The sequence below is a fragment of the Pseudomonas sp. MDT1-16 genome, assembly GCF_054898115.1.
On the sequence record NZ_CM142717.1, the window covers coordinates 3109792 to 3123084 of the forward strand.

At 58.7% G+C, this 13293-nt stretch carries 11 protein-coding genes and 1 pseudogene; 5 read left to right on the forward strand and 7 right to left on the reverse strand.

From position 1 onward, the window contains the following. Nucleotides 1-5 precede the first annotated feature (5 nt). Together ACYZT3_RS14155 and ACYZT3_RS14160 are read left to right on the forward strand one after the other, a co-directional pair. Nucleotides 6-587 carry a DinB family protein gene (locus tag ACYZT3_RS14155; RefSeq protein ID WP_462032326.1) on the forward strand — a complete coding sequence of 194 codons (582 nt, stop codon included), beginning with the start codon at nucleotides 6-8 and terminating at the stop codon, nucleotides 585-587. A 100-nt stretch (nucleotides 588-687) separates the two neighbouring features. Further along, nucleotides 688-1179 (forward strand): annotated as a pseudogene (locus ACYZT3_RS14160) (GNAT family N-acetyltransferase). A gap of 47 nt (nucleotides 1180-1226) precedes the next feature. Here ACYZT3_RS14160 and ACYZT3_RS14165 read toward each other — a convergent pair. The 4 genes from ACYZT3_RS14165 to ACYZT3_RS14180 all read right to left on the reverse strand — a co-directional run bounded on the left by ACYZT3_RS14165 (nucleotide 1227) and on the right by ACYZT3_RS14180 (nucleotide 6075). Beyond that, nucleotides 1227-1442 (reverse strand): hypothetical protein, encoded by a 216-nt coding sequence (locus ACYZT3_RS14165; RefSeq protein WP_282379414.1) that lies wholly within the window; start codon nucleotides 1440-1442, stop codon nucleotides 1227-1229. 98 nt (nucleotides 1443-1540) lie between these two features. Beyond that, on the reverse strand, nucleotides 1541-3778 hold the full coding sequence (locus tag ACYZT3_RS14170; RefSeq protein ID WP_462032327.1) for a TonB-dependent siderophore receptor: 2238 nt from the start codon (nucleotides 3776-3778) through the stop codon (nucleotides 1541-1543). Between the two features lie 167 nt (nucleotides 3779-3945). After that, nucleotides 3946-5691: a phosphoethanolamine transferase CptA gene (locus ACYZT3_RS14175; RefSeq protein WP_282379410.1), complete on the reverse strand. Its 1746-nt coding sequence runs from the start codon at nucleotides 5689-5691 to the stop codon at nucleotides 3946-3948. Nucleotides 5692-5892: 201 nt separating this feature from the next. Continuing rightward, entirely contained in the window at nucleotides 5893-6075 is a 183-nt protein-coding gene (locus ACYZT3_RS14180) for a DUF6026 family protein (RefSeq protein ID WP_282379408.1), read from the reverse strand. Between the two features lie 271 nt (nucleotides 6076-6346). On the opposite strand from ACYZT3_RS14180, the gene gnd reads away from it, so the two are divergent. Genes gnd through ACYZT3_RS14195 form a run of 3 tightly spaced genes read left to right on the forward strand, consistent with a single transcriptional unit; the run spans nucleotide 6347 to nucleotide 9668 of the window. Then, the gene (gene gnd / locus ACYZT3_RS14185) at nucleotides 6347-7327 is read left to right on the forward strand and encodes a phosphogluconate dehydrogenase (NAD(+)-dependent, decarboxylating) (RefSeq protein WP_462030130.1); all 981 of its coding nucleotides are present in this window, start codon (nucleotides 6347-6349) and stop codon (nucleotides 7325-7327) included. Continuing rightward, complete coding sequence (zwf, locus tag ACYZT3_RS14190; protein WP_282379404.1) at nucleotides 7324-8847, forward strand: glucose-6-phosphate dehydrogenase; 1524 nt, start codon at nucleotides 7324-7326, stop codon at nucleotides 8845-8847. The genes gnd and zwf overlap by 4 nt, the downstream gene beginning before the upstream one ends. Continuing rightward, nucleotides 8844-9668: an HAD family hydrolase gene (locus tag ACYZT3_RS14195; RefSeq protein WP_282379402.1), complete on the forward strand. Its 825-nt coding sequence runs from the start codon at nucleotides 8844-8846 to the stop codon at nucleotides 9666-9668. Before zwf ends, ACYZT3_RS14195 begins: the two co-directional genes overlap by 4 nt. A gap of 122 nt (nucleotides 9669-9790) precedes the next feature. Here the strand turns inward: ACYZT3_RS14195 and nhaB are convergent, their stop codons facing one another. From nhaB to ACYZT3_RS14210, 3 genes are all read right to left on the reverse strand, one after another. Further along, complete coding sequence (nhaB, locus tag ACYZT3_RS14200) at nucleotides 9791-11293, reverse strand: sodium/proton antiporter NhaB (RefSeq protein WP_282379400.1); 1503 nt, start codon at nucleotides 11291-11293, stop codon at nucleotides 9791-9793. Nucleotides 11294-11371: 78 nt separating this feature from the next. Continuing rightward, complete coding sequence (locus ACYZT3_RS14205; protein WP_282379398.1) at nucleotides 11372-12661, reverse strand: NHL repeat-containing protein; 1290 nt, start codon at nucleotides 12659-12661, stop codon at nucleotides 11372-11374. A gap of 238 nt (nucleotides 12662-12899) precedes the next feature. Beyond that, nucleotides 12900-13166 carry a hypothetical protein gene (locus tag ACYZT3_RS14210; RefSeq protein WP_282379396.1) on the reverse strand — a complete coding sequence of 89 codons (267 nt, stop codon included), beginning with the start codon at nucleotides 13164-13166 and terminating at the stop codon, nucleotides 12900-12902. Nucleotides 13167-13293: the final 127 nt, after the last annotated feature.

Genomic DNA, 13293 nt, shown 5'->3' on the forward strand with positions numbered 1-13293 from the left:
CGAACATGAATCAGCCTCTGTCGCACCATTTGCTGACCATGGCCTACCAGAACGCCTGGGCCAATCATCGACTCGCCAAGACCTGGAGCCAGTTGAACCCGGCCGAGCTGGCGGCACCGCGGGTCAGCTTCTTTCCCAGTCTGCGCGCTACCCTCAATCACATCCTGACCTGTGACTGGTTTTACGTGGATGCGCTGGAGCGGGAGTTGCGCGGCGATGATCCGCATCCCGATTGCTACGTGTTTTTCAACCAGGACGAGCCGTTTACGCACGCGGTCGACCTCGAGCGCGAACAAGCGCTGGTAGACCGGCGACTGATCGCCTACTGCGAGCAAATGCGCGATGCCGACCTCGGGAAGATCGTGACCATCGCCCGGGACACGCCGCAATATGAGAGCCGCGTACGTATGCTCTCCCATTTGTTCGAGCACCAGATTCATCATCGCGGGCAGGTTCACGCCATGCTCAGCGGTACCTCGGTCAAACCGCCGCAACTGGACGAGTTTTTCTGTGCCGGAGAGTCAGGCTTGAGGGCCGAGGATTTTGCCGAGCTGGGGTGGACCGAAACGCTGATCTGGGGCGCTTGATCGTAAAGATTGCAGCATGAGCAGCGCTCGCGATATTGTCGTTCGGCTTTCCAGTACGAGCTGCGTGCTGGGGCTACTTCATGTGTAATCGAGGGTGGAAATGGAATCCGCAGAAATTCTTGTGCTTCAGGCCAGCTACACCAATGCGGTGCATGCCGAGGCTATTGGTCTGGTGCTGAATGCTTACGCCGAAGACCCGATGGGCGGGGGCCACTCATTGCCTGCCGACAGGCTGGAACAACTGCCGGCGTAACTGGCGAAGCGTCCCTATGCGTTCAGCGTGCTGGCCTTCGTCGGTGGCGAGCCGGCGGGGCTGGTCAATTGCTTTGAAGGTTTCTCGACCTTCGCCTGTCGACCGTTGGTCAATGTGCACGATGTGATGGTGGTGAAGAAGTTTCGCGGCTTGGGGTTGAGCCAGAAAATGCTGCAAAAGGTCGAGGACATCGCTCGCCAACGCGGCTGCTGCAAAATCACGCTGGAGGTGTTGGAAGGTAATGCAATCGCCCAAGCGTCCTATGGCAAGTTCGGTTTTGCCGCGGGCATGTTCGACCCGGCGCACGGTCGGATGCTGTTCTGGACCAAGGCGCTTTAATCACTTGCGGGCATAAAAAAAAGGGCGTCCATCAGGACGCCCTTTGTTTATTTCGGTCTGTAGGACTCGGTCACCTGTGCGGTTTGATCGTCCGGAACCCGGAGTTCAGAACTTTTGCCTTCGGTGGTGTTACCCAGCGCCTGCTGTTGGTTGTACCGCAGGGTGTCGAAGTAATACCGCATGCGTTCGGCGCCGCCTTCGGCCAATGCGCTTGCCGAGACGAACGTCATCAGGCCGGCGATGATCAGGGGTGTACGTTTCATGGTTTGCCTCCCACTACGATTGTCGGGTGCCTTTCGTCCATGAGCCAGTGTCGAAGGCACAGTTTTCGACGATTCGGTTAAGCGAGAGTTAACAACGCTTAGAGCTTCCAATCCAGGCTCAGGGTCACCGTGCGCGGGTCGCCCCAAAAGACGCCGTTGTAAAACCCGATGTTGTCGTAATACTTCTTGTCGAACAGGTTATTGACGTTCAGCGAGGCCGACAGGTGCTTGTCGAACTCATAACGCGACATCAACTTGACCACGGTGTAAGCCTCCTGGCGGATGTTCGCGCTGGCGGTGATCACCTCGCCACCGGCGCCACGTCCGACCGGGCGCCTGGCGGCGCGGTAGACGTCGCTTTGCCAATTCACCGCACCACCCACGGTCAGTGCCTGCCAGTCGCCGGGCAGGCGATAGGCCGTGGAGAAGCGCAACATATTCAACGGCTGGTTGGTGTTGTTGCGCTGCTTCTCGCCATTGGCTGAATGGGTGTAGGTGTAACCGGCTGTCATGTTCCAGCCCGCCGTGACCTCGCCGGAGACGTCGGCTTCGAAACCCTGAACCTTGTTACCTTTGCCGCCCGATTTGAAGAATTCCTCCCCGGTGACCGGGTCCGGTGGCACCGAGTCGTCGAGCTCCGCGACGTTGTCCTGCTTGCTCCAGAACAATGCGGTGGCGAGGTTGAGGCGCTCTTCCAGGAGGCTGCCCTTGAGCCCCAGCTCATAGTTGCTGCCGACCACCGGTTCCAGGTATTTATGATGGCTGTCACGGTCTTCTTGCGGTTTGAAAATATCGGTGTAGCTGACGTAAGCCGTGTACTCAGGCGTGATGTCGTAGAGCAGCCCGGCGTAAGGGGTCCACATGTCGTTGTGCTGTTGGCGAGTGATTTCGACATCGGTCAGTTGCAGGTTGTTGTCGTATTTGTTGGTCTTCTTCGACATTTCCCAGCTGCCATAACGACTGCCGAGTACCGCGTGCAGGTCGTCGGTCAGGGTCAAGCGAGTGGCCAGGTAACCGGCTTTTTGCCGGGTACTTTCATTGGAACCTTGCAGGCTGGTGACGGTGTCGGGGAATTTGGGGATGCCACCCATGTACTTCCAATCGGGGACGTTTTCGTAATCCGACGGCCGTGCGCCGTCTACCGTGTAAGGGTTTTCTTCGCTGCGTTCGGCTTCGCCATAGCCGATCATCATTTCGTGCTCACGCCCGAACAGCGAGTAAGGTCCCGACACGTTGAAGTCATAGGCCTTCATTTTTTGCGTGCCGATCATGTGGCTGACGTTGGCGCTCATGCCGCTGCGATCGGCATTCGGGAAGCCGCCACCGCCGTAGTAGATCTTGCCGTCGGTGTCACTTTCCCGGTGAGTGTAGGCAGCCTTGAGGTGCCAACCGCCTCCCAGTTGATGGTCCAGATTGGCGAACGCGGTTTTGTCCTTCAGCGGCCAGGAACTCCAGGACGTGGCCATGTTGGTCGAGCGTCCCAGGTTGGCTTTGCCGCCGTCAGAGTTCCAGTACGGTACGGTGCCCCAGGATGTGCCCTGCACATGTTTGTTCTGATAGTCGTAACCCACAGCCAACACAGTGTCATCGGTCAGGTCGGCTTCGAGAATCCCGTAACCGACTTCCCGTTGTTGCTGGTACTTGTCGCGGAATGAATGGCTGTCGCGATAGGCCAGCACGCTGCGTCCGCGCAGGCGTCCGTCGAAAGCCAGTGGGCCGCCGACGTCCAGATAACTGTAGTAGTCGTCATAACGGCCGCCGCTGACGCCGGATTGGGCTTGCCACTGCGCCGTCGGCCGTTTGCGCACCATGTTGATGGTGGCCGAAGGGTCGCCCGCGCCCGTGGTCAGGCCGGTCGCGCCGCGAACCACTTCGATGCGGTCGTAGATGATGGTGTCGGAATCGGACTTCATGTAGCTGAAGGTATTCAGCATGCCATCGATCTGGAAATTGTTGATCGTGTAACCCCGGGACGAATAGCTGACCCGGTCCGAATCGTTGTGCTGAACCACCACGCCGGTGGTCTGGCTCATGGCTTCGGAAAGTGTACCGAGTTTGAAATCGTCCATTTGCTGGCGCGTGACCACGGAAACCGATTGCGGCGTTTCCTTGATCGACAGGTCCAAGCGCGTCGCAGTGCTCATGGCGCCGGTGGTGTACGACTCGGTGTTTTCGGTGGTGCTGCCCAAACTTTGGGCGGTGACATGGGTAGCACCCAGTTCGAGGGTGCGGCCGGGCTCCTGCTCAGGGCTGGTTTCAGCCAGCAAATCGGGGCACAGGGCGGCACTGCACAGGCCCAGGGTAAAAGTCATGGAACGGGTAATAGGCGCGAACATCGCGGCCGACTCCTTGTCGTCGATGGAAAAATTCCGTTTGTTCAAAGACGAAGGGGAGAGGCGGGATTTAGCACTAAACGAGAATAATTACTATCTCTGCGAGGATTCGGGCAGAGTTGTCGCGCAATGGCGTAGGAAAAAGGGGCCGGAGCTGGCCCCTGAAAAGATTACTTCTGAACGACTGCCGGATTGGCAGGCGTGGCCTTGGGTTTCATCAGGCTGAAGTCGATCAGTGCCTTTTGCTCGCGCTCATAAGGATTGCCGATCATCAATGGCCGGGGCTTGAAACTGTCGCTGACCAGGCTCTTGCTGCGATCCAGTTCATCAAAACTCAAGCCTGCCAGATCAGCCCAGGTATGGATCAGATGCGAGCTGCTGTAAGGCCGCCCCAGATCACCGGCAAAACTCCAGTCATGGTTTTCGCGCCATTTCGGTGACGCCCAGGCCATGAACGGGATGGTGTACATCGGCGCCGTCGGTTTGCTCTCGTTGCGACCCAGTGTGCTATGACCAGGCGAATCGAATACGTCCTCACCATGGTCGGAGAGGTACAGCAGGAACCCATTCGGATCAGACTTGGCGTAGTCCTTGATCAGGCTCGAGACCACAAAATCGTTGTACAGCACCGCGTTGTCATAGCTGTTGTACGTCGGCACCTGATCGTCGCGCACACCGTCCGGAACGCCTTTGCGGTCCTTGAACTTATCGAAGGACGACGGATAACGGTATTGGTAGCTCATGTGCGTGCCGAGCAAATGCACGACGATCAGCTTGCGCGGCGCAGCGTCGGCCAATGCCTTGTTGAACGGCTCGATCACGTCGCCATCGTACTGGGCGGCATTCTGGTTGCGGTTGTTGTTCAGGTACACCTGCTCGTCGGCCTGTTGGGAGAAGGTCGTCAGCATGGTGTTGCGCTTTGTCATGGTCTGCTGGTTGGTGATCCAGAAAGTCTTGTAGCCCGCCTGCTTCATCATGCTCACCAGCGATGGGGTCGACAGGTACAGATCCGGGTTTTCTTCGTCGGCGAAGGTCAGCACCTGCTGCAGCGCCTCGATGGTGTAAGGGCGCGGGGTGATGACGTTATCGAAGACCGCCAGTTGTTCCTTGAGCTTGTCCAGCTCCGGGGTGGTTTCCCGAGGGTAGCCATACAGGCTCATGCGCTGACGGTTGGTGGACTCGCCGATCACCAGCACCAGGGTCGCCGGCTGATTGGCCGTCGTATCTTTAAGATTGTGCAGGGGTGGAATCTTGCTGGCGCTATGGAGCATGTCTTGCATACCGGCCAGGGTATCGAGGTAGCGGTGATAGGCCACGGCCATCTGCCAAGGCACGGCGGGCTCGATGCGCGTTTCGAATTTTTCGAAACCGCCGGCGAGGCTGCCGGTACGCGCGGTTTGCTTGATCAGCGGATAACCGACGACAGCGACCACAATGGCCGTTGCAGCCACCAGTGCCCGACCGCGAGGCATGTACACCGGGCGCAAGCGAGTCCAGAGGACGTAAGCGAAAGCGGTGTGAGCGAGGAACGCCGCCACCATCCACCAGGCAAAGTACTGAGTCATGTACTCGCCCGCTTCAGAGATGTTCGATTCGAACATAATGAAGATGACGCTTTGGGAAAATTCCTGCTGATAGATGAAGAAATAACCCAGGCTGGCCATCGAGCAGGCCCACAGCACCACGCCGATCAGCGCGGCCATGACACGTGTTTGTTTGGGGAACAGCAGCATCGGCGCGAGCCAGATGGCGCTCATCACAAAGGCCTGGCGAAACCCGGTAAAACCAGAGGTGCCCGTCAGTTGGATCAGCAGTTGGGTAATGCCCGAAAAATACCAGAAGAACAGGAACAGCCAGAGAAATCCTGTCCAGTCGAAACCTTTCGCAGACGTATTGCTGCGTTTAAACAAAGCCATTGGCGCTCCAGCCTAGTAATCACTTCGACCGCCGAGGCCTTCCATGTCGCCGACGAACGGATGCCGCACGGATACCGAGCGGCCATAATGAACCGGAGTATCAACAGGCCGATGTGAAAACTTTGTGAGATGCCAGGATTGGCGAGGCGTCGAAGCGTTGTCGGAAACAGCAGAGGGCTGTTTCCGACTCAAGCGAGGGGATCAGGCGTGAGGGGCATGGTGGGCGACAGGTAAGGGCTGGGTCTGAGTGCCTTGTGTCAACAAGCGCAATTGCGCGAGCTCCTGCCTCAACTGGTCGCGCTCGTCTTTCAATTGGCGCAATTCATCACGACGGATCGTGACGTAAAGGGTTTGTGCTGGCCGTGCTGCATGTACTGTGCCCATTGCTCACCTCGCAAATGGCTGCCTCAACTGTAAAACCGCCCCGAGATCGGGTGCTGAATTACTATCGGCGCCAATTTTGATTTCTTTTGCCTCAGAAGGGAACTTTTTTATTTTTCACGGTCGTTGTGTCGTCAGCGCGATTACCGACGTTATCGGTCTGGATCGGGCACAATGCCCGGAAACTATGTGCCAACGCTCTGGACTAACCCACATTAGTCGCGTTGGGCTATAACCTTTGACACACATTATTTGTAGTAGGGAGCATCAGTACATGCAACTCGGGATTATTGGACTGGGCCGCATGGGCGGCAATATTGCGCGGCGCCTGATGCTCAACGGGCATACCACCGTTGTTTACGACCGCAATACCGCCTTTGTCGACACCCTGGCCGCAGAAGGCGCCTCTGGCGTCATCGACCTGCCGGCGCTGGTCGCTGGCCTGGCCAAACCACGTGCGGTGTGGGTCATGCTGCCGGCCGGCGCACCGACCGAAGACACCATCGACACCCTGAGCACCTTGCTTGAAGCCGGCGATACCATTATCGACGGCGGCAACACCTTCTATAAGGACGACATCCGCCGGGCGAAAAACCTATCGGAGAAAGGCCTGCACTACATCGACGTCGGCACCTCCGGCGGCGTCTGGGGCCTGGAGCGTGGTTACTGCATGATGATCGGCGGCGAAGCCGAGGTGGTTAAACGCCTTGATCCGCTGTTCGAGAGCCTTGCACCGGGCCTGGGCGACATCCCGCGGACGAAGGACCGCAAGTCCGAAGACGATCGTGCCGAGCGCGGTTACATCCACGCCGGCCCGGCCGGTTCTGGCCATTTCGTGAAAATGATCCACAACGGCATCGAATACGGAATGATGCAGGCCTTCGCCGAAGGCTTCGACATTCTCAAGACCAAGGCCAGCACTAACCTGCCGGAAGATCAGCGTTTTGACCTGAACGTGGCCGACATCGCCGAAGTCTGGCGCCGTGGCAGCGTCGTGTCTTCGTGGTTGCTCGACCTGACCGCCGACGCTCTGGCCAGTGATCCGAAACTCGAAGGCTACTCCGGTTCGGTGGCTGACAGCGGTGAAGGTCGCTGGACCATCGAAGCCGCCATGGAGCAATCGGTGCCCGTACCGGTGCTGTCGAACTCGCTGTTCTCGCGCTACCGTTCGCGCGGGCAAGGCACCTTTGGCGACAAGATTCTCTCGGCCCAGCGCTTCGGCTTCGGCGGCCACGTGGAGACTGCGAAAAAATGACCCGCTTGATCCGCAATAAATCCAAGGCAGAACCCGCACCACCGACCACGCTGTTCCTGTTCGGTGCCCATGGTGACCTGGTCAAGCGTCTGCTGATGCCGGCGCTGTACAACCTGAGTCGTGACGGTCTGCTTGGGGATGGACTGCGGATCATCGGCGTTGACCACAACGCCATCACCGACGAAGCCTTTGCGAAAAAACTCGAAGATTTCATTCGAGCCGAAGTGGCCGCCAAGGTCGGCAAGGGCGATCAAGCCCTTGACCCGGACTTGTGGGCCAAACTGGCCAAAGGCATCAGCTACGTCCAGGGTGACTTCCTGGACGACAGCACCTATCAAGCACTGGCGGCGAAAATCGCCGCCAGCGGCACCGGCAACGCCGTCTTCTACCTGGCCACCGCGCCACGCTTTTTCAGCGAGGTGGTGCGCCGTCTCGGTGCCGCCGGGTTGCTTGCGGAAACCCCTGAAGCGTTCAGACGGGTGGTGATCGAAAAACCTTTCGGTTCCGATCTGCACACCGCCGAAGCCTTGAACGCTTGCTTGCTGAAGGTGATGACGGAAAACCAGATCTACCGAATCGATCACTATCTGGGCAAGGAAACCGTGCAGAACATTCTGATCAGCCGGTTCTCCAATAGCCTGTTCGAAGCGTTCTGGAACAATCACTACATCGACCACGTACAAATCACCGCCGCCGAAACCGTCGGCGTGGAAACCCGCGGCAGTTTTTATGAACACACCGGCGCCTTGCGGGACATGGTGCCCAATCACCTGTTCCAATTGCTGGCGATGGTCGCGATGGAGCCGCCGGCCGCCTTCGGCGCTGATGCCGTACGCGGCGAGAAAGCCAAGGTGGTCGGTGCGATTCGCCCCTGGTCGGTGGAGGAAGCGCTGGCCAACTCGGTGCGCGGCCAATACGCAGCCGGCGAGGTCGACGGCAAGGTGTTGCCGGGTTATCGCCAGGAAAACAACGTGGCGCCCGACAGCAACACCGAAACCTATGTCGCGCTGAAAGTCATGATCGACAACTGGCGCTGGGTCGGCGTGCCGTTCTACCTGCGCACCGGCAAGCGCATGAGCGTGCGCGATACCGAGATTGTCATCTGCTTCAAACCGGCGCCGTATGCGCAGTTCCGCGATACCGAGGTCGATGAGCTGCAACCGACCTACCTGCGGATCCAGATTCAGCCCAACGAAGGCATGTGGTTCGATCTGCTGGCCAAACGACCCGGTCCGGCCTTGAAGATGGCCAATATCGAACTGGGCTTTGCCTACAAGGATTTCTTTGAAATGCAGCCGTCCACCGGCTACGAAACGCTGATCTACGATTGCCTGACGGGCGATCAGACGCTGTTCCAGCGCGCCGACAACATCGAGAATGGCTGGCGCGCCGTGCAGCCGTTCCTCGATGCCTGGCAGCAGGACGCGAGCGTACAGAGGTATGCCGCTGGCGAAGACGGGCCGAAGGCTGGGGAAGAATTGCTGACCCGCGACGGTCGCGTTTGGCACAGCCTCGGATGAGTGATGCAACGCAACATCCCATCCGTTTTCTGCTCAGCGACATGGACGGCACCTTGCTACTGCCCGATCACAGCCTCAGCCAGCGCACCATTGAAGCGGTTCGTTCCTTGCGCGAGGCCGGCGTGCTGTTCAGCCTGGCCACTGGCCGTCCGCCGAAAGCCATGTTGCAGCAGATCGAAGCCTTGGGCGTCGACCTGCCGACAGCCGCCTTCAACGGTGGCACCATCGTCAATCCGGACGGCAGTTTACTGGTCGCGCATTACTTGCCGGCGACGGCTGCGCTGACGGCATTGGCGCTGTTTTCCGATCAACAAGACGTTGAAGTCTGGGTGTTCAGCGGGGGCGACTGGCTGTTGAAGGATCCGAACGGGCCGATGGTCCCTCGCGAACAGCACGGGCTGGGCTATCCGCCGGTGGTGGTCGAGAGCTTCGAGCCTTTTCTTGAGCGTATCGACAAGATCGTCGCCACCAGCAATAACACTCAGTTGTTGATCGAACTGGAAGCGCAGCTGCTGCCCAAGGTTGAGAGCCAGGCGCAGGTCTCGCGTTCACAGCCGGTGTACCTGGACGTGACCGCGATGCAGGCGAATAAGGGCGCAGCGCTGGCGACACTGGCCAAATTTCTCGGTGTGCCGCTGGAGCAGACCGCGGCGCTGGGCGACGGCGGTAACGACCCGGCGATGTTTCATCGCGCAGGCTTGTCGATCGCCATGGGGCAGTCGGAAGAGGCGGTGAAGCGCCAGGCCGATGTGGTGACTGGCGCCAATACCGAGGACGGCGCGGCGCAGGCAATCGAGCGCTATATCCTCAACGCAGGTTAACCGCGTTATCGTTCTTCGCGGGCAAGTCGGATCGCCGCACCGCTCGCTCCTACAGATTCACCCCTGTAGGGGCGAGCGGTGCGGCGATCCGACTTGCCCGCGAAGGCGTCAAACCTGCTGACTCAAAGCCAGAAACTCACTGCATACCACCCCAACACACCCATCACCACGGTGTACGGCAACGCCATCCACACCATCCGCCCGTACGACAGGCGAATCAGCGGTGCAATCGCCGAGGTCAGCAGGAACAGAAACGCAGCCTGACCATTGGGTGTCGCCACGCTCGGCAGGTTGGTGCCGGTGTTGATCGCAATCGCCAGCGTCTCGAAATGCTCACGGCTCATGTGGCCGGAGAGGAAGGCCTGTTTCACTTCGGTGATGTAAATGGTCGCCACGAACACGTTGTCGCTGATGGCCGACAGCAAACCGTTGGCAATAAACAGCATGCCCGGCTGTTGATCCGCCGGCAGGGCCAGCACCCACTGGATCAAAGGCGTGAACAGTTGCTGATCGTGAATCACCGCCACCACCGCGAAAAACACCACCAACAGCGCTGTGAACGGCATGGCATCTTTGAACGCGTTGCCGATTCGGTGCTCGTCGGTGATGCCAGTGAACGCGGTGATCAGCACGATCACCATCAAGCCGATCAGGCCGACCTCGGCAATGTGGAACGCCAGCCCCGCAATCAGAATCAGCGCTGCCAATGCCTGCACGATGAGCGCTGCACGTTGGCGTGAGGTGCGTTCGGCATTGTCTTCGGCGGCGTAATTGGCCAGTACCACACGCACGTTGTCCGGTAACAGCGTGCCGTAACCGAACCAGCGCAACTTCTCCAGCAGGACGCAGGTCACCAGACCTGCCACCAGGACCGGCAATGAAACCGGGGCGACTTTCAGAAAGAACTCAGCGAAGTGCCAGCCCATCTCGTGGCCGATCAACAGGTTCTGCGGCTCACCGACCAATGTGCAAACACCGCCCAGCGCGGTACCCACGGCGCCGTGCATCAGCAGACTGCGCAGAAAGGCACGGAATTGTTCGAGGTCGGCGTGATGGAGTTTGGGCAGGTGCTGGTCATCGCCAAACTCGCTGTCCTGACGCGGATCATTGCCCGAGGCAACGCGGTGATATACCGAGTAAAACCCGACGGACGCACTGATGATCACAGCGGTTACCGTCAAGGCATCAAGAAACGCCGACAGAAACGCCGACAGGAAGCAGAACATCAACGCCAGCAGCGCCTTGGAGCGAACCCCGAGCAGCAGCCGTGAGAACAGAAACAACAGCAGGTCTTTCATGAAGTAGATGCCGGCGACCATGAACATCAGCAGCAGAATCACCGGGAAGTTGTGCACCAGTTCGTCGTAGAGTGCCTGGGGCGTGGTCATCTTCAGCAGCAGCGCTTCGACCAGCAGCAAGCCGCCGGGCATCAACGGATAACACTTGAGCGCCATGGCCAGGGTGAAGATGAATTCCAGCACCAGCAGCCAACCGGCCGCCACTGGGCCTACGGTCCACAACACCAGTGCGTTGAGAATCAGGAAGCCAACAATGCTTGCCTTGTACCAGCGGGGTGAATGCCCGAGAAAATTGTGCGCGAACGCCTGAGCCATTGAACCGGGCATCGGCTACTCCTTGCATTAAGAAGCGCGCAACTTGCCGTAAGCGGAAGAGAAGATCAAGTGTAGGAAAACTATGCAGGCCTACCCCCGATAGCGGGCGACGACCGCCCGATAATTGCCATCCTGTGAATAGCCACCTACGACAATGTTTCCATCGGTCTGGATGATCACTGAAGTCGCGGTATCCAGGCTGCGGCTCAGGTGAGTGCAAACCCAACCGGCGCCATTGCCGAAGCTGTGATCGAGTTGCCCGTCAGGCAGATGCCGGGCCAGAATGAAATCCGCCTCGACAGCGCCGATCGTTGCCCCGACCGTCAGCACACAACCGTCCGGCAATGCCTGCGCGGCAGTCCACTGGCAGCCACTGTGGCCGATCTGCAGCAACTGGGCGTGGCCTCCATTGCAATGAATGTCCGGGCGACCGTTGCTGTTTACTCTCAGTGCCAGGCAGTGCATCGGGTCGCGGCTGCTGCCAAAACACTGCACATCGCCATTTTCCTGTTGGACGACCTGGCTGACCTGAGCGCTATACCCCCGTGCCTTGAAGGTCATAAAACCATCCACGGCGAAACAATTGTCGAGCCTGCCGTCGGTGTGATAGCGGGCCAGCAGACCCTCTTCAGGGAAGTTGATCGACCCGCCCACCAGGATTCGACCGTCTTGTTGCACCCTCAGGCTGCTGAGCCAGGTGTTCATCAGCAAGTGCCTGACAATCACGAAGCCACGACCGTTGAAGGTATCGTCCAGCGAGCCATCGGTGTTGAGTCGTATCAGGATGCCAACATGATCGGCCAGTTCGAAGTGATGATTGGCCTGCAGCAGGATTCGACCGTCCTCCTGCACGCACACATCACAGGCTTCTGCTCCCGGTACGCCGGGTGGTAGCCAGGCGTTACGCACACCCCGGGAAAGACCGCCTGGCAGACGCACGACGCAGCGGCCATTGTCGCCAAAACATTGGACCGGCTGGCCATGCTGATCAAACAGGGCGAGGGCGGGCAGTGTCCGGCGAGCATCTTCGTAGTGCAGGCCGGCGACCAGAATGTGCCCATCGGGCAAAACCTGGACGCTGCCGGCCATGGCCTCGAAGCCGTGTTCAAATTGCCCGATGACGCTGCCTTTACTGCCGAACGCCAGATCTGCCGAGCCGTCCTCAAGCAGGCGAGCCAGACCAAAGCGGTTGCCGCCCCGCGTTTCGACCTTCGCCGCGACCAACAACCTGCCACGTGAATCAATCGCCACGCCGTTGGCCATGCTTGAGAGGCTGCCAGCAAAATACACTTGGGTTTTGCCGGTGCCGGCAAAGGTTGTATCGAGCGTTCCGGCGTCGTTCAGTGCTGCAGGTGAGGCAACCGCTGTCTGGAGTGACATGCACGCAGCTCCTTGCGAGTCGTCCTGATCCAGGAGGTGGGGTGGCGACTGTATAAGGAAATCATTCAATCCTTGAATGATTAGATGCACAACTGTCAAAACTAATAAACGGAGGGTCGCTGTGTGCCAGAACAGTGTCTTTTCGAACCACTGGCAAGCCTGCCAAGTAGTTCACTGCGTGCAACTTCGAAAAATAATCGGGGAGGTGCGGGTTACCGATAAGTAACCCGCAACATGCTTAGTGTGGCATCGACCACGATTGCAGTTGATAACCGTCCTGACTTAACTCGGCGCGTGCCTGTTCGAGCAAGCTTTCAAGTTGTGCAGGATCGGAATACGCACTGCTTGGGATCTGTGTGCGACTGATGCGGGTGTTGGTGCGATCGATAACGGTCAGGCTGAGTTCGCCATTGCCGTCTTGTGGGGCCCAGGCCACGCATTGAAATGGCTTGAACGCGCGGTCGGCAATCAAAAGAGCTTCGTTGATACGGAGCGGGGCGGTCATGGGATTTTCTCTCTGTGTGCCCAATCAAGTGATGTGCCGTCGGTTGGGCTTACCGTTCGGCTGGTTACTTGTACTGATGCCCGCAACCAGGGCTTGGGTCACACACAATCAAAAGAAATTTCAATTT

What these genes read in the sequence shown, in the direction of transcription:
- ACYZT3_RS14155 (WP_462032326.1), top strand. Translation starts at nt 6, where the DNA reads ATGAATCAGCCTCTGTCGCACCATTTGCTGACCATGGCCTACCAGAAC.
- ACYZT3_RS14165 (WP_282379414.1), bottom strand. Translation starts at nt 1,442, where the DNA reads ATGAAACGTACACCCCTGATCATCGCCGGCCTGATGACGTTCGTCTCG.
- ACYZT3_RS14170 (WP_462032327.1), bottom strand. Translation starts at nt 3,778, where the DNA reads ATGTTCGCGCCTATTACCCGTTCCATGACTTTTACCCTGGGCCTGTGC.
- ACYZT3_RS14175 (WP_282379410.1), bottom strand. Translation starts at nt 5,691, where the DNA reads ATGGCTTTGTTTAAACGCAGCAATACGTCTGCGAAAGGTTTCGACTGG.
- ACYZT3_RS14180 (WP_282379408.1), bottom strand. Translation starts at nt 6,075, where the DNA reads ATGGGCACAGTACATGCAGCACGGCCAGCACAAACCCTTTACGTCACG.
- gnd (WP_462030130.1), top strand. Translation starts at nt 6,347, where the DNA reads ATGCAACTCGGGATTATTGGACTGGGCCGCATGGGCGGCAATATTGCG.
- zwf (WP_282379404.1), top strand. Translation starts at nt 7,324, where the DNA reads ATGACCCGCTTGATCCGCAATAAATCCAAGGCAGAACCCGCACCACCG.
- ACYZT3_RS14195 (WP_282379402.1), top strand. Translation starts at nt 8,844, where the DNA reads ATGAGTGATGCAACGCAACATCCCATCCGTTTTCTGCTCAGCGACATG.
- nhaB (WP_282379400.1), bottom strand. Translation starts at nt 11,293, where the DNA reads ATGCCCGGTTCAATGGCTCAGGCGTTCGCGCACAATTTTCTCGGGCAT.
- ACYZT3_RS14205 (WP_282379398.1), bottom strand. Translation starts at nt 12,661, where the DNA reads ATGTCACTCCAGACAGCGGTTGCCTCACCTGCAGCACTGAACGACGCC.
- ACYZT3_RS14210 (WP_282379396.1), bottom strand. Translation starts at nt 13,166, where the DNA reads ATGACCGCCCCGCTCCGTATCAACGAAGCTCTTTTGATTGCCGACCGC.